Here is a 20,945-nt window from a genome sequence, read left to right on the forward strand (position 1 = left end):
TCCGGAGGGACACTCTTGCAATTGCGTAAGGCAGGGAAATGCCCAGGGGGAATGTTCAGGGTCCGCGATTGTACGCATCCGCCAGACCCGGCGCAATAGCCGCCTGGCCTCGCCTTGACAGTACCAGACCCGCCCCATAGCATGCCGCGCAACCTCCGAGGAGTACTCGTCCCCGATGCACCCCCAGTCCTTTTACCAAGTAGTGGCTGACGATTTTGCCGCAGTCGACGGCATCATCCGTAACCAGCTGACGTCTCGCGTACCGCTGGTTGAAAAGATCGGGGACTACATCACTTCCGCCGGCGGTAAGCGCCTGCGTCCACTGCTGGTCCTGCTCAGCGGTAACGCGCTCGGCCTCAAGGGTGATCAGCTGCGTCTGCTGGCTGCCATCATCGAATTCCTGCACACCTCGACCCTGCTGCATGACGACGTGGTCGATATGTCCGGCATGCGCCGCGGCCGCTCCACCGCCAATGCACTATGGGGCAACGCCCCAAGCGTACTGGTCGGCGACTTCCTTTATGCACGCTCGTTCGAAATGATGGTCGACTTAGGCTCGATGCCAGTTATGCGCATCATTTCCCAGGCCACGCGTGTAATTGCCGAAGGCGAGGTGCTGCAGCTGTCCAAGGTTCGCGACGCCAGCACCACCGAAGAAATTTATATGGAGGTCATTCGCGGCAAGACGGCCATGCTGTTCGAAGCCTCCACCCACAGCGCCGCCACTCTGGCCGAGGCCGATGAGGAACAACGCGAAGCGCTGCGCACCTTTGGCGACTATCTTGGCATTGCCTTCCAGCTGGTCGATGACCTGCTTGATTACCAGGGAGATGCCGAAACCCTGGGCAAGAACGTCGGCGACGACCTGGCTGAAGGCAAGCCGACCCTGCCGCTGATCTATACCATGCGCGAAGGCACTGATGAGCAGGCCGCACTGGTGCGCAAGGCTATCCAGAAAGGCGGTATCGAAGACCTCGAAAGCATCCGCAGCGCCGTACAAGCTTGCGGCGCACTGGACTACACTGCACGCCTGGCGCGCGACTATGCCGATCGAGCAATCGCCTGTCTTGAACTGCTTCCGGCCAACGCGTATCGCGATGCACTGGTAGAGCTCAGCCGCTTCGCCGTCGCTCGCACGCACTGATCCAGCAAAACAGGGTGCAACTGGCACCCTTCAGTTTCCTATCAGCCCACCTCGCCCTTCCTTCAGTCCGCTCCGCCATTGATCCCGACGAGTATTTTTGCGCTTGCATCTTTGCAAATAGCAATTATTCTCATTAAGGAAATCAACTGGAGCCGAACATGACTTATCTGATTGATGCATGGCTGGACCGCCCACAACCCTACCTGCGCATACTCGATCGCGATACCGGTGCGGTGTGCATTTCGTTGGAGGGAGACGCCCTGAACGAACTTCGTGACCAGGGCGATCTGGATCTGCAGGAGCTGAGCACCAGCGAACCCTGCGTGCTCAAGGAACAGGTACGCAACCTGTTCCTGTTCTCCTATGCCCGGGCGTTGCGCCCCTGAGGCCGAACGCATTGGCCGAAATAATTCGGTCCTACAGGCGTTTCGTTCGTGACGGTGAAGGACCACTTCTCCAGGCCCTGTCGAGCCGAACTTGTTCGGCCTTTTGCGTCTGCTGGCCGAATGAATCGGCCAAGGGCAATTCGACCGCGCCGAAACGCCAACAGCGTCCTATGGCGACTTACAGAACCGCGAGCAGTTCGACATCGAAGACCAGCACACTGTGCGGAGGAATGCTGCCGACACCCTGGGCGCCGTAGGCCAGTTCGCTCGGCACATAGAGACGCCACTTGCTGCCGACGCCCATCAGTTGCAGCGCTTCGGTCCAGCCGGCGATTACACCGCCCACAGGAAACTCTGCAGGCTGGCCGCGCTGGTAGGAGCTGTCGAAGACGGTGCCGTCGATCAAAGTGCCGTGGTAATGCGTACGAACCTGGTCCTCGCGGGTCGGCTTAGCGCCTTCACCAGCGGTCAGGACTTCATACTGCAGGCCCGAAGCCAGCGTGGTAACGCCTTCGCGCTTGGCATTATCAGCCAGGAACGCCTTGCCTTCGCCTGCCGCGGCTTCGGCTTTCTGCTGGGCTTCGGCCTGCATGCGCTCGCGGATCACGGCGAAGCTGGCGTTCAGGTCTTCCGGGCTGACTTGGCTGGCCACACCGCCAAAGGCATCGCGGATCCCAGCGATGACCGCATCCAGGCTGATGCCGGGCGGCGGATTCTCGCGCAGCTGATCGCCCAGCTGGCGGCCGATGCCATAGCTCACGCGCGTTTCGTCGGTGGTTAGGTTGAGGTCGGTCATGCCTGGGCTCCGCAGGAAAAAAGGGCAGCTAGCCTAGCACAGCTTGCGGCCCGGCCCGCCCGCCCACGCACGCACGCACGCACGCACGCACGCACTTTGTGGCCTAAACGTGCGGCTTGCAGCTGGACGATTTGCACTCAGTGCTTGGTGATCTTGTCCAGATAACCCATGGCGAAGGCGGAGAATACGAACGTCAAGTGAATGATCACGTACCACATCAATTGCTCGCTCTCTAGCTGCTGAGCATCCATGAACATGCGCAATAGATGAATGGATGAGATCGCCACGATCGATGCCGCGACCTTCATTTTCAACGAGCCGGAATCGATCTTCCCCAGCCAATCTAGCTTTTCCTTGCCCTCATCGACGTTCAGTTGCGATACGAAATTCTCGTAGCCAGAAAGCATCACCATGACCAGCAGGCCACCGACCAGCGCCATGTCGATCAGCGAGAGCAATTTGAGGATCAGATCGCCTTCGCTCAGCGAAAGCACGGCCGGGAGGATGTGCCAGATCTCCTGAAAGAACTTGATCGCTAATGCCAGCAGGGCAAACGCCAGGCCGAAATAGATAGGGGCAAGCAGCCAGCGGGCCGCATACATGGTGTTCTCGACGAAGCGTTCCATCTGTTCTCACTTGAGGAGCTGATATCGGCAGCGAGTATACGCAGCGCCACAGCGCCTTCAAGAATGCCTTTATGACAGCAGATTTTTCTTGTGGATAAGAATCTTGAGCGCCGACTCGATTCGCAAAGTCAGCCCTGCTCGCCCAGCACGAGCGTGGCCAGGAATCAGGTTCTGGATTCCCAACCGCTCAGATAGCGAGCCTGATTGGCGTTGATCTTGCGCAGCTCGGCGTGCATGTGCAACTGCCAGATCGATGGCGAATCGGACTCACAATAGCCCTGCCCGTGAAGATTGCTGGCGATCGCCTGCAGCACCGTCTCGGCCTCGCGAGGCCCATGGAATGGGCCCTGCGCCTTGATCGCGGTGGGTTGGCCGGCGTCGATCCCGGCCGCACAAAGCAAGGTCCACAAGCCTTGTCCGCCGTTTAGTGGACGAATGATGCATTCGATACGGGTAACCAGACCCAGGCATTGACGGTTCAGACAGAGTGTTTGAGACATGACGGCGATCCTCGCGCTCGGTTGCGCACCGTCATCCAGGACGAATGGGCGGGCCAACCTGTTTATCCCCAGAAGTTGTGGATAACCATGTGGACAGAGAGTGGGAATTCTCGTCCACTGCAGACCCGCCGCCGGCCGTATCGTTCCGTCCGGTTTTTGCTCAATGCAGAACCGGTCAGTTCTGCTCGCCCCCCTTCGCTTGTGCCAGCACCTCCTCTGGAGACGCCGCATCGCTTTTACTGTCATCCTCGAGCTCGATCTCGGCGATATCGCGCAAGCGCTCCACCACCCGGTCGTTAACGCTGCCTTGGGGGAAGTTTCCTTCCTTGTCCGCCGCACCTACCGGCTCGCCCACCAGCAGCGAAAGCGCCTCATCCACATGGCGGACCGCATACACGTGGAAGCGCCCCTGACGTACGGCTTCCAGCACACGCTCATCGAGCATCAGAGTGGTCACATTGGCGAAAGGTATGATCGCGCCCTGCTCGCCGGTTAAACCGCGCGCTTCGCAGAGACGGAAGAAGCCTTCGATCTTCTCGTTCACGCCACCAACCGCCTGCACTTCACCGAACTGGTTGATCGAGCCGGTGATGGCGAAGCACTGCTTCAACGGCGTACGTGAAATGGCTGAGATTAACGCGCAACATTCGCCCAGCGATGCACTGTCGCCATCGACGTACCCGTAGGACTGCTCCAGCGCGATGCTGGCGGAAATCTCAAGCGGGAATTCCTGTGCGTAGCGGCTGCCGAGAAAGCCGGTCAGGATCATCACGCCCTTGGAGTGAATCGGCTGGCCGAGGTTGACCTCGCGTTCGATATCGACGATCCCCGAGCCACCCGGATAAACGGTGGCGGAGATGCGCGCTGGCATGCCGAACGCCGAGTCGCCGACTTCCAGCACGGTGAGGCCGTTGCACTTGCCGATGGCCGCACCTTCGCTGTCGATGAGGATGACTCCGGCGAGGATGTCCTCGAGAATTCGCGCCGAGACACGGCCGGTCCGAGTCGCCTTGGCTTTCAGCGCCCGCTCGATGTGGCCAACATCGGTCACCTCGTCCTTGGCCAACTGGCGAATGAAATCCGCTTCACTGACCAATTGGAACAGATCGCCGATACGCGCCGACAAGCGCCCCTGATGCTCGGCCAGACGCGCGCTGTAGGTCGCCAGACGCGCCACCGCCGCTGCGGTCAGCGGCGCCATGCCCTCTTCCGAGGTGCGCGTCTTCATCAGCTGGGCGAACTGTTCGAGGCTGTCCTCGGCCAGCGGAATCTCCTCGTCGAAGTCCACCAGTACGCGGAACATCTCCTGGAAATCCGGATCCAGGTCTTGCAGGGTGTAGTACAGCTGCCGAGAGCCAATGATCACCACCTTGACGTTGAGCGGTATGACTTCCGGCGTCAGGGTGACGGTGGCCAGACGCCCCAGCTCGGCCAGCGGCGATTCCATTTTCAGCTTGCGCGACTGCAACGCACGCTTGAGCGCTTCCCAGACGAAAGGCTCGCCGAGCATCTTTTCCGCTTCGAGCATCAGGAAGCCGCCATTAGCGCGGTGCAGCGCACCCGGACGCAGCTGGCGATAACTGGTGTAAAGCGCGCCCTGATCGGTGCTGTACTCGATGCGACCGAACAGGTTGTCGTAGGTCGGGTGTGGTTCGAATACCACCGGCGCGCCGCCATCCAGCGGATGCCCGACCACCAGGCTCGGGCTGTACTGTTCTTCCAGCAGCTGGCGGGTCTGGGCGTCGGGGCGATTCTCGTCGACCAGCTGTTCCACCACGGTCTTCAGCAAGTTGACCTGCACGGCCTGCAAATAAGCTTCGATGCTCGCGTTTTCACCGTATTTTTCCGACAGCGGTGCCAGCAGCGGCTGCAATGCCTGGCTGATGGTTTCATCGTTGAGCTGACGCAACTGGTTGCTCGATTCGCGCTTCCACTGCGGCAGGCTGGCGAGCCCCTCGTTCAGCTGCACTTCCAGCGCGGAAATATCTTCGTGGTAGCGCTCGCGATCCGCCTCCGGCAGTTGCGCGAACTCGGCTTCGTCCATCGACTTGCCGTCTTTCATCGGCGTGAAGGCGATATTGCTACTGTCGCGGTAAAGTGCGATTTCCTTTTCCAGCGCGAGCTTCTCGATCACATCCAGCGCCTTGTCGTAGCGCTGATTGAAGGCGCGGTCGATGGCGCTCTTCTTCTGCTGGAAGCTCGGATGCTCGAACACCGCCGGGAAGGTCGCCATGAGATTGTCGATCAGTTGACCGATGTCGGCGATGAATTCACCCGCGCCGCCCTGTGGCAGTTCCACCACGCGCGGCTCGCGGGGCTCGTCGAAATTATTCACGTACACCCAATCCGACGGCGTATCCAGACGCTTGCCTTCAGCCTTGAGATAGCGCCGCACGAAGGAGAAACGCCCCGTGCCCGGCTCGCCCATCACGAAGACGTTGTAACCGGGACGCGGCATCGCCACGCCGAATTGCAAGGCCTCGACGGCTCGCTCCTGGCCAAGAACGCCCAGGAAAGGTTCCAGTTCATCAGTGGTTTTGAAGTCGAACTGGCTGGGTTCGAAGGGGCGGGTCAGCGCCTCGGGCGCCAGGCGCAGGCCGGCAGCGTCAGTTTGGGGCATCGGAAATCCTTGCTGGAGTGGCCGTGTGACCACGATTGATGCCGCCATTCTGGCGTTGCCACTGCCCTGCTGCAAGGCTGGCAGGCGAGCGCCCCGAGACGGCGTACGACAAGCGCGCGGCTCAGAGGCGGAAGATCGAGTGGGCATTTTTCTTGACCAGATCACCGGGCTTCAACGCAACTAACGTCGAAACATTTAGTAGCGAGCTAATTGATAGCAAGCGTCTGAAGCTCGCTATCGCTTGACCTGAATCAAGCCGTCGCTCGACGGAAACAGGCCTCCTAGAACCTGCCAACATCTATAAGGAGCCCCACTGATGAGCGCCCCACTTCCTCTGCTGCTCAGCGGTTTGCTGCTGGTCGCCGGCACCGCCCATGCCGACGAACTGCGCGACCGCGCCAACGCCATTTTCCAGCCGATCCCGGATAAGGTCACCGAAGTCCGTGGCCAGACCGTCAGCGAAGACCAGGCGATACTTGGGCACAAGCTGTGGTTCGATCCGCGCCTGTCGCGCAGCCACGTGATCAGCTGCAACACCTGCCACAACCTCAGCATCGGCGGCAGCGACAACGTCACCACCTCCATCGGCCATGGCTGGCAGAAAGGGCCGCGCAACTCGCCGACCGTGCTCAACGCCGTATTCAACGCCGCGCAGTTCTGGGATGGCCGCGCCAAGGACCTGCAGGAACAGGCCAAAGGCCCCGTCCAGGCCAGCGTCGAGATGAACAGCACGCCGGAGCGCGTGGAAGCGACGCTCAAGAGCATTCCCGAATATGTCGCCGAGTTCACCAAGGCGTTCCCCAAGGACAAGGACCCGGTCAGCTTCGACAATATGGCCTATGCCCTGGAGGCCTTCGAAGTTAGCTTGACCACGCCCAACTCGCCGTTCGACCGCTTCCTCAAGGGTGACGACGAGGCGCTGGATGCGCAGCAGAAGGAAGGCCTGGCGCTGTTCATGGATGCCGGCTGCATCGCCTGCCACAACGGCGTCAACGTCGGCGGCCAGAGCTACTTCCCCTTCGGCGTGATCAAGAAGCCGGGCGCCGACATCCTGCCGGAAGATGACAAGGGTCGCTTCGCCGTAACCAACACCGCCGCCGACGAGTACGTCTTCCGCGCCGCGCCGCTGCGCAACATCGCGCTGACGCCGCCGTACTTCCACAGCGGCGAGGTGTGGGATCTTGAACAGGCCGTGGCCATTATGGGTGACAGCCAGCTCGGTCGTCAGCTCAAGGATGACGAGGTCAAGGCCATCACTGCCTTCCTGCACAGCCTGACCGGTGAGCAACCGCAGGTGGCCTATCCGCTACTACCGGCTAGCACGGCGACCACGCCGAAGCCGGAATAAGCCACTCTGCTTCCCCGGCGCCCGCGCCGGGAGTTCCTTTCAGTATCCCTTTACCACCCCAGTGAGCGAACCGCTCAGCTCGCCTTGAACGGCTCCTCCCGGGCACCGACCTGGCCCGAGCAGGGGGCGGCGGCGGCTCGGGCGCTAGGGAGGCGATTCAGGACCGGTTCTGCGCGCGCAACGCATCGCGAATTTCGGTCAACAGTACCTCTTCCTTGGAGGGCGCTGGCGGGGCCGATGGCGCTTCGGCTTCCTTGCGTTTGAGGTGGTTGATGGCCTTGACCGCCAGGAAGATGGCGAAGGCTACGATGGTGAAGTCGAATATTGTCTGGATGAAGCTCCCGTAGCTCAGAGTGACTGCCGGCGTATCGCCCACGGCCTCCTTGAGCACGATTGCCAGGTCCGAAAAGTCCACACCGCCGATCAACAATCCCAGCGGCGGAGTGACCACATCCGCCACGAAGGACGAAACGATTTTGGTGAAGGCTGCACCGACGATGATGCCCACGGCCATGTCGATCACATTGCCCCTGACGGCAAACGCCTTGAATTCGCTGATCAGACTCATATCGAAAAATCCTTACGGTAATTGGCTTGCATCGGAATGCCGTCGTAATACGGCGTAACAACCGTTGTAGAGCATAGGCACCCTTCGGATCGCATACCAGAGCGGGCCGCACTCCGACGGCTGGAGCGCGAGGATATCGATCGCTTGATCGTCGTCAACCGGGTAAATCGGCCGCAACGCTAAGGTAGCTGCTCCCCTGTACATCCCCGGAGCAGCTCCATGCACGTCGAACATCACGCATTGATCAAGGACTTCCCAGAAAAACGCGAGCAGCTGCAAAAACTGCGCATGGAAAACCCAGTCTTCGCCCGTAAGACTGAGGAATACGAAGCGCTGGACAAGCGGATCAGCAGCGCCGCAGACATGGACGACGCAGCGCTCGAGGCGCTCAAGCAGGAGCGTGAGACCTTGAAGGACGATATTGCCCGAGACCTCAAGCGTGCCTCCGGCAGTTGCTGTGGCGGCTGCTGCGGCTAAGTGCCCACAAATACAGCCGAAGCCCGCAGTTATGGCGGGCTTTTTTTTCACTTGCCGCCGAGCCGTGTTTATAGATCTTCGCAGCAAGACTAGGCAGCCTCGCTGTTCCTACAAAAGCAGAGACCGCGTTATACCTTTAGGAGCGAGCTTGCTGGCGAATGGCGTTCGTAGATGGTGATCGGTCTAGAACAACCCACCAAACCGGAATCCCGACCCGACCCAGACGAACGCCACCGCCGTCAGGGTAATCAGCACAATATGCACGCCCAACTGCGGCAGGCGCTGCGCGTCCAGCTTCGGAATCAGCGCCAGCCGCGCGTGCACGCCTAGCGCAGCAGTAAGCGCTAGCAAGACCAGCTTGGCCTGGACCAGGTGAGCGATGGGTGAGTCGCCGAACCACTGCGAATGCGGCAACCAGCGCCGGGCCAGCCAGACGCCCGTGATGATCTGCACCAGCAAGGCAGGAATGCCGACCCGTTCGTAAAGCTGCTCGAAATGGCGCACCGGCTGCACGTCACGACCGCGCAACGCGCCGGGCAATACGCTGAACAGCAGCACCAGATGGCCGCCGACCCAGACGCTGGCGCCCAGCAAATGCAGAAACAACAGATGGCGCATGGCACTTCACTCCTGGTCGTTTGCCCACAGTCTGGCCGTTCGCGCGCCGCTTGTGGCTGATGCCGATCAAGCCAGCCGTTATCATGCGACTCCATTTCCCCGACGCGGAGTTCCCATGGCCAAGGCCAAGCGCATGTACGGCTGCACCGAGTGCGGCTCGACCTTTCCCAAATGGGCCGGCCAGTGCGGCGATTGCGGCGCCTGGAACACCCTTGTCGAAACGATCATCGACGGCGCCGCCCCGCCATCGGGCCGTGCCGGCTGGGCGGGCGAGCAGGCCAACATCAAGACTCTGGCCGAAGTCAGCGTCGAAGAAGTGCCGCGCTTTTCCACCGCGTCCGGTGAACTGGACCGTGTGCTCGGCGGCGGCCTGGTGGACGGTTCAGTGGTGCTTATCGGCGGTGATCCGGGCATCGGCAAGTCCACCATCCTGCTGCAGACACTCTGCGCTATCGCCCAGCGCTTCCCGGCGCTCTATGTCACCGGCGAGGAATCCCAGCAGCAGGTGGCCATGCGCGCGCGGCGGCTGGACCTGCCGCAGGACAAGCTCAAGGTCATGACCGAAACCTGCATCGAATCCATCATCGCCACCGCGCGGCTGGAAAAGCCCAAGGTGATGGTGATCGACTCGATCCAGACCATTTTCACCGAGCAGCTGCAATCGGCGCCCGGCGGCGTTGCCCAGGTACGGGAAAGCGCGGCGCTGCTGGTGCGCTTCGCCAAGCAGAGCGGCACGGCGATCTTCCTGGTCGGCCACGTGACCAAGGAAGGCGCGCTGGCCGGCCCGCGCGTGCTGGAGCACATGGTCGACACCGTGCTGTATTTCGAGGGAGAGTCCGACGGCCGCCTGCGCCTGTTGCGCGCGGTGAAGAATCGCTTCGGTGCGGTCAACGAGCTGGGCGTGTTCGGCATGACCGACAAGGGCCTGAAGGAAGTCACCAACCCCTCGGCGATCTTCCTCACCCGCGCCCAGGAAGCGGTGCCCGGCAGCGTGGTCATGGCCACTTGGGAAGGCACTCGGCCGATGTTGGTGGAGGTGCAGGCGCTGGTGGATACCAGCCACCTGGCCAACCCGCGCCGCGTCACCCTGGGCCTGGACCAGAACCGCCTGGCCATGCTGCTGGCCGTGCTGCACCGCCACGGCAGCATCCCGACCTACGACCAGGACGTGTTCATCAACGTTGTCGGCGGCGTAAAAGTGCTGGAGACCGCGGCGGATCTGGCGCTGATGGCGGCGGTAATTTCCAGCCTGCGCAACCGCCCACTTGATACTGACCTTTTGGTATTCGGCGAGGTCGGCCTGTCCGGCGAAATCCGCCCGGTACCCAGCGGCCAGGAACGCCTGAAGGAAGCGGCCAAGCACGGTTTCAAACGCGCCATCGTGCCCAAGGGCAACGCGCCGAAGGAAGCGCCGGCAGGGCTGCAGATCATCGCGGTGACGCGTCTGGAGCAGGCGCTGGATGCGCTGTTCGAGTAGCGAAACGACTCAGGTACCGGTCAGCAACGGCTGTTGCTCGGCTGCGCCCCATGAGCTGACGCCAAGCATGCACGCCAAGTTCGAGGCCGATCGCGCCTGAGCCGGCTTGGACTACAGCCCCGGCTGCTCTTCCGGGATATTCAACTGAACGCCCATCCTCGTTCCCTCCATGAGAATGTGTCGGCGCATCGCGGCACTGGCCACGGCGCTGTTCTTGTTGCGTATGGCGCGCACTACTGCTTCGTTTTCCTCCAGCCGCTCTGCCAGATGCTCGGGAGAATTGCGCAGCATGTCCGCGCTCTGCTTGAGCGCAATGCTGGTCTGTTGCACCACATTCTGAAAAATCGGGTTGGATGTCAGGGTAAACAGCTCCTCGTGAAAGGCGATGTACGCGTTGGCGCCCGCCTCACTGTCGCTGGCGTCGAGGGCCTCGCGCATGTCCATCAGGATAAGCCGCAACTGGCCAACCTCCTTGCTGCTGATGGCCTGCGCCACGAGTCCGACGATGAAGGGTTCGAGGGAGTAGCGAAGCTGCAGAACGTGCTCCAGGCTGGCGACGGCGACGCTCCCCTGGGCCGCCGGTACGCTTGGCGCATCGAGCACGACGACCCCTTTGCCGGGCATGGTGCGCAACAGCCCCTGGGTTTCCAGGACGATGATCGCCTCGCGCAGGCTCGGACGGCTGATGCCCCACTGCTCGGCGAGTTCACGCTGCCCGGGCAGCATTTCACCTGACCGCCATTGCCCCTGGGTCAGCGCGGAACGAAGCTTCTCTACAATTGAATCGACAACTGTCCGCGAGGTAATCACCGTTCGCTCCATGAAAATTCCAAGTATCGGCCAACCGAGTCTGTCAGCCCAACGCTGACAGACTCAAGCCCTGAGCTGCCGCCCCTCAATGCTGGAGCGGTGAGTTAGCCTTGAGAGCCTGGAAGCCGTAACCCTCATTACCAGCCAGTACCTTGTTCGCCCGCTCGAGGTCGATATCCTTTTCCCAGCGAGCGATAGCCACCGTAGCGACACAGTTGCCGATCAGGTTGGTCAATGCACGGCCGATGCCCATGAACCAATCCACTGCCAGCACCAGTACCAGCCCCACCACCGGAATTGCCGGTACGGCCGTCAGGGTCGCGGCGAGGATGACCAGAGCCGAACCGGGAATGCCATGGGCGCCTTTAGAGGTAATCAGAGAAACCAGCAGTATCGTCAACAGATCGGAGGTCGCCAGCGGCGTTCCGGTTGCGTTGGCGATGAACACGATGGCCAGTGTCAGGTAGATGGAAAAGCCGTCCAGATTGAATGAATAACCAGTCGGGATGACCAGCCCGACAGTCGAGCTGCCGATACCCAGATGCTCAAGCTTGCGCATGATCTGCGGCAACACCGCATCCGACGACGCCGTTCCGAGGACTATGGTCAGTTCTTCACGCAGATACTTGAACAGCGGCACGATTCTCAGCCCGGACAAGCGCATCACGAAACCTAGGACGAGCATGACAAAGGCGATGCAGGTGACGTAGAACAGCGCAACCAGGCCGCCCAGATGCTGCAGCGACTCCAGGCCGTATTTGCTAGTCGTGAATGCAATCGCACCGAACACGCCGATCGGCGCCAGGCGCACGATCATGCCCATGATGCGGAAGATCACGTGGCTCAGCTCATTGATCAGCCTCGAAATGCCGGCAGCCGGTTCGCCCACAAGATTCAATGCGCTACCGAACAGGACCGAGAAGAGCAGCACCTGAAGAATATTGTTCTCGGCAAAGGCACCGATGACGGACGAAGGAATCAGCGCCAACAGGAAGTCGGTCGTTCCCTGCATCTGCTGGCCACGCTCGGCGAACCCGGCGATATCGGCAGCGGCCAGTTCATCGAGATGAATATTGGCGCCACTGCCGACACCAGTACTGAATGCCAGCACCAACCCGATCACCAGCGCGATGGTGGTCAGCACCTCGAAATAGATGACCGACTTGAGACCTATGCGGCCCACCTTTTTCAAGTCACCGGCACCGGAAATACCACTGACGACAACACAGAAGACGATCAGGCCGATCAGCATCTTGATCAGCTTGATAAAGCCATCGCCCAAAGGTTTGAGCTGAGTGGAAAATTCAGGAAAGCTGAGTCCGCAGGCGATGCCAAGCACCAACCCCAGAACAACTTGAAGGAATATCGAACGCGAGCACCATTTGAGCATGGGAAGGATCTCTAGTCGGCGCTCTAGCTTCCGCGACCTGAGTACGGAGCCAGAACTTGATTATTGTGGTCTTACCGGTATGTCCAATGCGAGGCCAGTCTCTGGCGACCTAACGCGTAAAGTCAAGAGATAATCTGAAAATTGGGCTGACCGGTCTTACCAGCGATAACCGAGCTCACCCATCCCCATGGCTCGCTTGGAGACTGCGATGCGAAATCGCGATCGCCAGGCGCTTCAGCGCACGTTGCAGCAACAGACCCCGGCTCGTCGGCTGAGTCCGGCGCTCCACGGATTTATTAATGTTTGGCGAGCAGGCTCGTCCGGCGAGAATCGCCCGTGCCCTGAGTGCCTGGACGGAGACCGTCAGCACAATTCCAAGCGCGCCATCGCGCCAAGGGCGACGCGTCAACGCATGCGTCGACGGGGCCGCATGGTGCGGTTCCGGTAGGCGCTGGACACGCTGTTCAAAAAGCGTTCAACACTGGAGAACAGGTCGCGCCCCCACATGTCTGTCGAACCCCAGGCGTCTTTCATTCAGCCTTCCAGCGTTTTCTGATTTTTTGCTCTATCGGCTCGCGTCGTCACGCTCGCCAAGCGCGGCCAGCTCGCGATCAAGCAGCGTTTCATCACCCAGATTGAGTTCGACTAGACGCCGTAAATGGCTGATCGATTCGACATCGATATGGCGACAGACCAGGCCGATCAGCTCGCCTTCGGCATGCGCCATCTCGACTTCCATGCGCACCTCCGCATCGTCGGATAGACGAATCCGCGCATGGAAGGGTTGCGCGGGGTCGGCATCCCAGCTTGCCGGGCGATGGACCAGCAATCCTTTCAATGACAGATCGTGCAGCTCCACCGGCCAGCGGTTCTGCCCCTGAGCGAGCTCCGTTACGGCGTCGAAGTCGATACGCTGGAAGCGCCGACGGTCGTGGGTGTTTTCGGTCATGATTTCAGCTCCCGGTAAACTTCTGTGAACTGACAAGACGAGCCCGCCCTGCCAAAGCGGCGCTCAGAGCCAGCGGCGCACTCGCCGCCGGTAGGCGCGGTATTCGTCGCCAAACAGACTCGTCAGCAAATGCTCTTCGTGAACGATCACGGTGCGCTGCATGCAGAGAAACAGCAAGGGTAGTAGCAGCCAGGGCCAGAGACTGGCAAGCAGCAGCGCAATGCCGCAATAGATCATCGTATCGGCCAAGTAGATCGGGTTGCGCGAAAAGCCGAACGGCCCGCTCTGCAACAGGCTGCTCGGCTTGCCATAGGGGTTGATGGTGGTGCGATGGCGAAACATCTCCCATGCCGCCCAGACCATCAGCAGGACGCCTATCACAATCGAGGCCCAGCCGGCACAGGACGCCAGCTCATGCACCGGCAGGTCGAGCGGCACCCCGCTCGACAATCCCCAGGCAGAGCCGATGAAGATCAGGTAGACCAGCGGAGGCGGAGGCCTCACTCCGAGTGATTTGTCAGGCATGTAGATTCCGGAGACTATTGGTTGCATTCGATATCGCAGCAGTGGCCAACGGACCACACCGCCTGCGTTTGAGCGTGACAAACGCCGTTAGTGCTGTCCCGGTAACCAGCCATGCACCATCGCATGCTTCATCAGATCCGCAGGCCGATCGATATCGAGCTTGCGGCGGATGCTCAGCCGATGGGTTTCCACCGTCCGAACACTGATTTGCAGCGCACGCGCCATGGTCTTGTTGTTATGCCCCTGGGCGAGCATGAGCAACACCTCGCGCTCGCGTGGCGTCAGTTCGCGCTCTTCGCCGCCGCGGCTGGCCAGTTTCTCGGCAATCCCTTCGCTGTAGTAGGTGTTACCGGCAGCAATCGCCTCGATTGCGACGATGATTTCGCGCGATGGCGCATCCTTCAGCACGTAACCGTGGGCGCCGACTTTCACCGAGGTGGTCACGTACTCCTGATTGTCGTACATGCTCAGAATCAGCACGCGAATCCCTGGAAAGCGCTCGCGCAGCGATTGCGTCAGTTCGAGGCCATTGACGTCCTTTAGCCCAATGTCCATCAGCACCACGTCTGCCGACACACGTTCGAGCAGGTCGATCGCCTCTGCACCGCAGCCGGCCTCCCCTACTACATCCAGTTCGGGCACGGCCATCAGCAGCGCGCGGATGCCGTCCCGAACCAAGGCATGATCGTCGATCAGTACCACCTTTATGCGAGCTTTCGGGTTCATCGAGCGAGCCTCTTATTATTTGGATACCCATGTTTGTCAGCCGGCCCGTGCCGGCAAGGTCACGTCCAGCTCGGTACCGCCGGCGGCCGATAGCAGACTGAAACGTCCACCGAAGTGCTCCACCCGTTCACGGATGTTGCGCAGGCCGATACCGCTGCCCTTCATGCTATCGAGCCGACGCGGGTCAAAGCCGATGCCGTCGTCTCGAACGCGCAAGCGCACCGAGGCTTCGTCCCCGTCCAGGCTGATATGAACAGACTGCGCCGCGGCGTGCCGGTCGATATTGGTCAGCGCCTCCTGCAAGACCCGGAACAGCGCGACGGCCACCGAATCGTCCGGATCTCCGTCGCCAAGCGCATTGCTGTATCGCATCTTCAGCCCGCTGCGCTGCTCGAACTCGGCCACGAGCTGGCCAATCGCCGCCGATAATCCCAACGTGTCAAGCAGCGAGGGATGCAGATCATGGGAGATTCGCCGCACCTCGCCAATCGCCCCGGCCAGCCGCTCGACACCTGCATCCAGGGTCGTCTGTGCCTTGGGATTGCCGCTGGCCAGTTCGTGGCTGGCCAGCTCGAACTGGAACTTTGTCGATACCAGCAACTGACTGATACCGTCGTGCAACTCTCGGGATACGCGTGAGCGCTCTTCCTCCTGCAGGCTGACGATGCGCTGAGTCAGCAGCTGCAACTTGCGGTCGGCCAACCGTCGCTCACTGACGTTCAGCGTCAGCCCGCTAGCGAAAACCAGCAAAACGGCTACCAACGCCACGGCGGCAATCGCCAGCATGGTGGTGTGGATGCCGGCGGCGACCTCTTCGCGCACCTGCAGAATCGCCTGATCCACATCCTCGAGATAGATGCCGGTACCGAGCATCCAGCCCCAGCGTTCGAGCATCACCACATAGGCCAGTTTCGCCGCGAACTGTCCGGTCGAGGGCTTCTGCCAGATGTAGCGCTGGAAGCCCTTGCCGGTCTGGGCGCTGTGCATCAGGGCCTGGATCACCGGCAGACCGTTGGGATCGGTCATGTGCCAAAGATCCTTGCCGACCAGCTCGCTCTGCCGCGGATGCATCAGGTTGCGCCCATTACGGTCGTAGACGAAGAAGTAACCGTCACTACCGAAACTGAAGCGTCCTAACGCGGCGAGCACCTTCCGCTGGGTTTCCTCATCATCGAGGCCAGCGTCGTAGAGCGGCGCGATGGTGCTGAGGGCCATTTCGACGTAGTTCTTCAACTCGGCCTGCTTGCTCGCCAGGATGCTGCTTTCGATCAGTTGCGCCTGTTGCTCACCGAGGCGCTGGTTCTGAAACAGCACCAGCGCGCAGACCACCGCCACGGCCAGCAGCAATGGCAGGATGCTGAGTGCGGCGATCTTGTGTCTGAGCTGCATCGAGCGCCTCCGGATAACACGAATCTTGCTGAACGCTGCCGGATCGTCATCTGGTAAAAACGAAAAAGCCCGGCAAATAACCGGGCTTCTCCATGCTGCGCTGACTATTACTTACCGTAGACCGGGAACTTGGCGCAGACCGTCTCGACCTTGCCGCGCACCGCTTCGATCACCGACTCATCCCCCATCTTGTCGAGGATGTCGCAGATCCAGCTGGCGAGATCACGGCACTCGGTTTCCTTGAAGCCACGGGTGGTGACCGCCGGAGTACCGATGCGCAGGCCCGAAGTGACGAAAGGCGAGCGCGGATCGTTCGGCACGCTGTTCTTGTTCACGGTGATGTGAGCGTTGCCCAGGGCCGCATCGGCGTCCTTACCGGTGATGTCCTGCTTGATCAGGCTCAGCAGGAACAGGTGGTTCTGGGTGCCGCCGGAGACCACGTCGAAGCCGCGCTGGATGAACACTTCGGCCATGGCCTGGGCGTTCTTCACCACTTGCTGCTGGTATTCCTTGAACTCGGGCTGCAGGGCTTCCTTGAAGCACACGGCCTTGGCGGCGATCACGTGCTCCAGCGGGCCGCCCTGGGCGCCGGGGAAGACGGCGGAGTTGAGCTTCTTCTCGATCTCGGCGTTGGCCTTGGCGAGGATCAGGCCGCCGCGCGGGCCGCGCAGGGTCTTGTGGGTGGTGGTGGTGACCACGTCGGCGAAGGGCACCGGGTTCGGGTAGACGCCTGCGGCAACCAGGCCGGCCACGTGGGCCATGTCGACGAACAAGTAGGCACCGACCTTGTCGGCGATCTCGCGGAAGCGCGGGAAATCCAGCTTTTGCGAGTAAGCGGAGAAGCCGGCAACGATCATCTTCGGCTTGTGCTCGACGGCCAGACGCTCGACTTCGTCGTAATCGATCAGACCCTGATCGTTGATGCCGTACTGCACGGCGTTGTACAGCTTGCCGGAGGAGGAAACGGATGCACCGTGGGTCAGGTGACCGCCGTGGGCCAGGCTCATACCGAGGATGGTGTCACCGGCGCTGAGCAGCGCCAGATAGACGGCGGCGTTGGCTTGGGAACCGGCGTGCGGCTGAACGTTGGCGTAGTCGGCGCCGAACAACTCCTTGGCGCGATCGATGGCCAGCTGCTCGACCACGTCGACGTGCTCGCAACCACCGTAGTAGCGCTTGCCCGGATAGCCTTCGGCGTACTTGTTGGTCAGCACCGAACCCTGGGCTTCCATCACCGCCGGGCTGGTGTAGTTCTCCGAGGCGATCAGCTCGATGTGGTCTTCCTGGCGCTGGGCTTCCTGCTCCATGGCAGCGAAAAGATCGGCGTCGTATTTGGCGAGGGTCAAATCACGGCTGAACATGGCGGTCCCCTGAGAATCAGCTGGCGTTGGATAAAAGAGAGGCGCGGATTCTACCCCATCCACCAGATCGCGGGTATGAACTGTGGTCATGGGCAACATGAATGCTGAGACGGGAAAAGCGCAGAAGACTGGAAAGCTGGTCGTTGCGAAAAATACGGTCGGCGTTTCGCGCACCACGCTTAGTCTGCGACAGTTCTGTCGATCGTCCGATCCTCACTCAAATAGATCGACAACCCGTCGGCCGGCATCGGTCGGCCGAGGAAGTAACCCTGCACTTCATCGCAGTCATGCTCGCGCAAAAAATCCAGCTGCGCCTGTGTTTCCACTCCTTCGGCGATCACTGACAGTCTGAGGCTGTGCGCCATGGCGATGATTGCGTGAGCGATCTGCGTGTCCTGCTCGCCCGCCGGCACGCCGTCGACGAAGCTGCGGTCGATCTTCAGCACGTCGATAGGGAACGCCTTCAGATAATTCAGCGAGGAATAGCCGGTGCCGAAATCGTCGATCGCAAGGGAGAGTCCGAGGCGCTTGAGCGAGTCGAGGGTGCGCATCGCTCCATTCACATCCTGCATCAGAATGCTTTCGGTCAGCTCCAGCTCCAGCCGGCCCGGCAGGATGTCGCTGGACGCCAGAATCGCCGCGATGCGCTGACCGAGCCGACCATCGGCGAACTGCCTGGCGGAAAGGTTCACCGAGACTTTCGGCACGACCAGCCCCTGCGCCTGCCACTCGACGATCTGCCGGCAGGCTTCGCGGAGCACCCAGTCGCCGACTTCCACCACCAGCCCAAGCTCTTCCAGCGCCGGGATGAAATCGTCTGGCGGTACCAGGCCACGCAGTGGGTGCTGCCAACGCAACAGCGCCTCCACGCCGGTCAGGGTGTGGCCATCGACGAGGAATTGCGGCTGGTAATGCAGCACCAACTGCCGCTGCTCGAGCGCGTGGCGCAGATCGCTTTCCAGTTCTAAACGTTCCAGCGCGCGGGCATTCATCTCGGCCTGGTAGAACTGGAAGTTGTTCTTGCCGCGCTCCTTGGCGTAGTACATCGCCGTATCGGCGTTCTTCATCAACTGGCTGAGGTCGTTGCCATCCTGCGGGCTGAGCGCGATGCCGATGCTGGCGGTGACGAAGAACTCCCGACCCGACAGCACGAATGGCTCGGCCAGGCTGGCCAGAATGCGTTCGGCAACCTGAATTGCACGGCTCAGGGCTTCATCGCGGTCGCCGCTTGGGCGCAGAAGAAAGGTGAACTCGTCACCGCCCATGCGCGCCACCGTATCGTCCTCGTCGACGCACGAAGCCAGTCGCGCGGCGACATCCTTGAGCATCCGATCGCCCGCGGCGTGGCCCAGCGAGTCGTTAATTGGCTTGAACCGATCCAGGTCGAGAAACATCAGCACCACCCAGCCACCGCGCCGTGCGGCCAGTTGCAGGCTGCTGTGCAGGCGGTCCTGGAACAGCGTCCTGTTGGGTAACTGAGTCAGGCCATCGTAATAGGCCAGGCGATGGATGCGTTTCTCGCTGGCCTTGCGCTCGCTCATGTCGCTAAAGAAGCAGACGTAGCTGACCAGGTCGTTCTCAGCGTCGCGCACGGCGGTAATGCCGACCCAGCACGGATAGGTTTCGCCCTCCTTGCGCTTGAGCCAAAACTCGCCTTCCCAGGTGCCGGCTTGAAGAATCTTGTCGCGAACGAAGGTCATCTGGTTGGCTTGCTGTCGATCCGCGCTGAGGGCAGTCGGCAGCTTGCCCAGTATCTCGTCGGTGCGATAACCGGTGATGCGCTGGAACGCCGCGTTGACCTGGACGATCTGGCCAGCAGGATCGGTGACCACGATAGCGGCGGTGGAATGGTCGAATACCGTCGCCGCGCGGCGCAGCGCCTTCTCCGCCTGGCGCTGCTCGCTTATGTCACGGGCGATGCACAAAGTGCCATCGAAACGATTGTTCTCGTTCCAGAGCAACATGACTCGCAACTCGAGCGCGAGCGTGCGACCGTCGGCGGCCACGCAATCGAAGTACAGCATTTCGCCTTGCAGGCTCTGGCCGAGCTCAGCGATCGCTGCCGGATTGGCCGAAGCCTTGCGCACTCGGCGCATCAAATCGTAGAACCCGGCGGCCTGGCGCGGCTTGGTCACCACCCGATCCAGACCATGACGAGCCACCCATTCCGGCCTGTAGCCCAGCATGGTCTGCACCGATGGGCTGATGTAATTGATGCGTACCGCGCTGTCAGTGGTGAAGATCAGATCGCGCAGGCTGTCGGCCAGCATGCGGTACCGACGTTCACTGACACGCAGGGAATGGCTGTGCTCGATATTGGCGGTGACGTCCCGGGCCACGCCGATCAGCCGCTGCACCCGTCCCTGCTCATCGCGCGCCAGCACCTGTTCGGAAACGCTGAACCAATGCCATTTGCCGTTACGATGGCGCCAACGCAGCAGAGATTCCTGGCTCTGACCGTCGGTCATCGAGCCGCGCAGGGCGAGCAGCCGCGCGATGTATTCCTGGTCGTCCGGGTGACTGATGCGCTGCCAGAAGAAATTGGCTTCCTCGCCACGCTCCTCTTCGCTGTAACCCAGGCGCGAGGCCAGATTGTTATTACTGAACAGCAGCTTGCCCGCCGCTAGATCCTGCACGTAAAGCGTGTCGGGCACCGCACGCAGCACCTCGGACCAGAAGCGCTCCCGCTCCGCCAGCGCTTTCTGCGCCTGCTGCTCACGCGTGATGTCGCGCATGACCCAGACGAAACCGGAAGGCTGCGCATTGCCGCCCAGGCACAGTGCTCGGCGGGTCATGGAATATAGGTGTGTTTCCCCATCCTGCAGCCGGCGCACGGGCTCCAAATCGAGATCGGAGCGCGGATCTCCGGCCTCGAATGCATCGCGGCAGAGCGTCGGCAGCAGCTCCTGCAGTCGATAACGTCCCACGTCTCGATTGTTCAGGCCGAACATCGACCCGGCCTGGCTATTGAGATACTGCAGCCGACCGGTGAGGTCGCTGATGACGATACGCTCTTCGATGGCGTCCAGTATGGAGTCCGAATAGCGCAACGCTTGCCAACGGGAAACAGAACGCCGGGGCGACAAACAGCGGCTAAACACCCGGCCCGCCAGCTGGCCGAGCCTGGTGAACCACTCGGGACGGGACGAGCGCGGCTGAAGGGGATCAGTATCGGCCAAGCGGATCGGACCTATGTGATAAGGCGAGAAAAGCCATACAGCTAACGCGAAAAGAA

General features: G+C 61.2%; 20 protein-coding genes. 5 read left to right on the top strand and 15 right to left on the bottom strand.

The genetic code is table 11. The features are described from left to right. Positions 1 to 175: 175 nt before the first annotated feature. Positions 176 to 1,144 (top strand): polyprenyl synthetase family protein, encoded by a 969-nt coding sequence (locus tag E0D86_RS20520; RefSeq protein WP_131651880.1) that lies wholly within the window; start codon positions 176 to 178, stop codon positions 1,142 to 1,144. Between the two features lie 158 nt (positions 1,145 to 1,302). After that, positions 1,303 to 1,530 carry a hypothetical protein gene (locus E0D86_RS20525; protein ID WP_131651881.1) on the top strand — a complete coding sequence of 76 codons (228 nt, stop codon included), beginning with the start codon at positions 1,303 to 1,305 and terminating at the stop codon, positions 1,528 to 1,530. Between the two features lie 178 nt (positions 1,531 to 1,708). Here E0D86_RS20525 and E0D86_RS20530 read toward each other — a convergent pair whose 3' ends face one another. The 4 genes from E0D86_RS20530 to E0D86_RS20545 form a co-directional block, all read right to left on the bottom strand. Beyond that, positions 1,709 to 2,326 (bottom strand): FKBP-type peptidyl-prolyl cis-trans isomerase, encoded by a 618-nt coding sequence (locus E0D86_RS20530; RefSeq protein ID WP_131651882.1) that lies wholly within the window; start codon positions 2,324 to 2,326, stop codon positions 1,709 to 1,711. Positions 2,327 to 2,463: 137 nt separating this feature from the next. Next, the gene (locus E0D86_RS20535; RefSeq protein WP_131651883.1) at positions 2,464 to 2,952 is read right to left on the bottom strand and encodes a TIGR00645 family protein; all 489 of its coding nucleotides are present in this window, start codon (positions 2,950 to 2,952) and stop codon (positions 2,464 to 2,466) included. 164 nt (positions 2,953 to 3,116) lie between these two features. Next, positions 3,117 to 3,452: a hypothetical protein gene (locus E0D86_RS20540; RefSeq protein WP_131651884.1), complete on the bottom strand. Its 336-nt coding sequence runs from the start codon at positions 3,450 to 3,452 to the stop codon at positions 3,117 to 3,119. Positions 3,453 to 3,627: 175 nt separating this feature from the next. Further along, positions 3,628 to 6,072 (bottom strand): Lon protease family protein, encoded by a 2,445-nt coding sequence (locus E0D86_RS20545; RefSeq protein ID WP_131651885.1) that lies wholly within the window; start codon positions 6,070 to 6,072, stop codon positions 3,628 to 3,630. A gap of 316 nt (positions 6,073 to 6,388) precedes the next feature. Here E0D86_RS20545 and E0D86_RS20550 point away from each other — a divergent pair, with 316 nt between their 5' ends. Continuing rightward, positions 6,389 to 7,420, top strand: coding sequence for a cytochrome-c peroxidase (locus tag E0D86_RS20550; RefSeq protein ID WP_131651886.1), 1,032 nt, complete (start codon positions 6,389 to 6,391; stop codon positions 7,418 to 7,420). Between the two features lie 157 nt (positions 7,421 to 7,577). On the opposite strand, the gene mscL is transcribed toward E0D86_RS20550, so the two are convergent. After that, positions 7,578 to 7,988, bottom strand: a complete 411-nt coding sequence (gene mscL / locus E0D86_RS20555) for a large-conductance mechanosensitive channel protein MscL (protein WP_131651887.1) — start codon at positions 7,986 to 7,988, stop codon at positions 7,578 to 7,580. Positions 7,989 to 8,207: 219 nt separating this feature from the next. On the opposite strand from mscL, the gene E0D86_RS20560 reads away from it, so the two are divergent. Then, positions 8,208 to 8,465, top strand: a complete 258-nt coding sequence (locus E0D86_RS20560; protein ID WP_131651888.1) for a YdcH family protein — start codon at positions 8,208 to 8,210, stop codon at positions 8,463 to 8,465. A gap of 183 nt (positions 8,466 to 8,648) precedes the next feature. Here the strand turns inward: E0D86_RS20560 and E0D86_RS20565 are convergent, their stop codons facing one another. Beyond that, positions 8,649 to 9,083 (bottom strand): CopD family protein, encoded by a 435-nt coding sequence (locus E0D86_RS20565; protein ID WP_131651889.1) that lies wholly within the window; start codon positions 9,081 to 9,083, stop codon positions 8,649 to 8,651. Positions 9,084 to 9,198: 115 nt separating this feature from the next. On the opposite strand from E0D86_RS20565, the gene radA reads away from it, so the two are divergent. Continuing rightward, positions 9,199 to 10,560 carry a DNA repair protein RadA gene (gene radA, locus E0D86_RS20570; RefSeq protein WP_131651890.1) on the top strand — a complete coding sequence of 454 codons (1,362 nt, stop codon included), beginning with the start codon at positions 9,199 to 9,201 and terminating at the stop codon, positions 10,558 to 10,560. A 111-nt stretch (positions 10,561 to 10,671) separates the two neighbouring features. Here radA and E0D86_RS20575 read toward each other — a convergent pair whose 3' ends face one another. The 9 genes from E0D86_RS20575 to E0D86_RS20610 all read right to left on the bottom strand — a co-directional run bounded on the left by E0D86_RS20575 (position 10,672) and on the right by E0D86_RS20610 (position 20,889). Further along, the gene (locus E0D86_RS20575; protein WP_131651951.1) at positions 10,672 to 11,370 is read right to left on the bottom strand and encodes a FadR/GntR family transcriptional regulator; all 699 of its coding nucleotides are present in this window, start codon (positions 11,368 to 11,370) and stop codon (positions 10,672 to 10,674) included. Between the two features lie 85 nt (positions 11,371 to 11,455). Then, on the bottom strand, positions 11,456 to 12,760 hold the full coding sequence (locus E0D86_RS20580; RefSeq protein WP_131651891.1) for a C4-dicarboxylate transporter DctA: 1,305 nt from the start codon (positions 12,758 to 12,760) through the stop codon (positions 11,456 to 11,458). A gap of 405 nt (positions 12,761 to 13,165) precedes the next feature. Next, positions 13,166 to 13,294 carry a hypothetical protein gene (locus E0D86_RS21725; protein ID WP_256681289.1) on the bottom strand — a complete coding sequence of 43 codons (129 nt, stop codon included), beginning with the start codon at positions 13,292 to 13,294 and terminating at the stop codon, positions 13,166 to 13,168. Between the two features lie 31 nt (positions 13,295 to 13,325). Next, a complete protein-coding gene (locus E0D86_RS20585; protein ID WP_131651892.1) occupies positions 13,326 to 13,709 on the bottom strand; it encodes a PilZ domain-containing protein in 384 nt (127 codons plus the stop codon). Between the two features lie 63 nt (positions 13,710 to 13,772). Next, positions 13,773 to 14,234 carry an isoprenylcysteine carboxylmethyltransferase family protein gene (locus E0D86_RS20590; RefSeq protein WP_131651893.1) on the bottom strand — a complete coding sequence of 154 codons (462 nt, stop codon included), beginning with the start codon at positions 14,232 to 14,234 and terminating at the stop codon, positions 13,773 to 13,775. An 87-nt stretch (positions 14,235 to 14,321) separates the two neighbouring features. Then, entirely contained in the window at positions 14,322 to 14,960 is a 639-nt protein-coding gene (locus E0D86_RS20595) for a response regulator transcription factor (protein WP_131651894.1), read from the bottom strand. A 36-nt stretch (positions 14,961 to 14,996) separates the two neighbouring features. Next, positions 14,997 to 16,349 (bottom strand): cache domain-containing protein, encoded by a 1,353-nt coding sequence (locus E0D86_RS20600; protein ID WP_131651895.1) that lies wholly within the window; start codon positions 16,347 to 16,349, stop codon positions 14,997 to 14,999. Positions 16,350 to 16,456: 107 nt separating this feature from the next. Continuing rightward, entirely contained in the window at positions 16,457 to 17,710 is a 1,254-nt protein-coding gene (gene glyA / locus E0D86_RS20605; RefSeq protein WP_131651896.1) for a serine hydroxymethyltransferase, read from the bottom strand. 179 nt (positions 17,711 to 17,889) lie between these two features. Beyond that, a complete protein-coding gene (locus tag E0D86_RS20610; protein ID WP_256681290.1) occupies positions 17,890 to 20,889 on the bottom strand; it encodes an EAL domain-containing protein in 3,000 nt (999 codons plus the stop codon). Positions 20,890 to 20,945 lie beyond the last annotated feature (56 nt).

It is taken from the genome of Pseudomonas sp. IC_126 (genome assembly GCF_004331835.1).
Classification (GTDB): domain Bacteria; phylum Pseudomonadota; class Gammaproteobacteria; order Pseudomonadales; family Pseudomonadaceae; genus Stutzerimonas.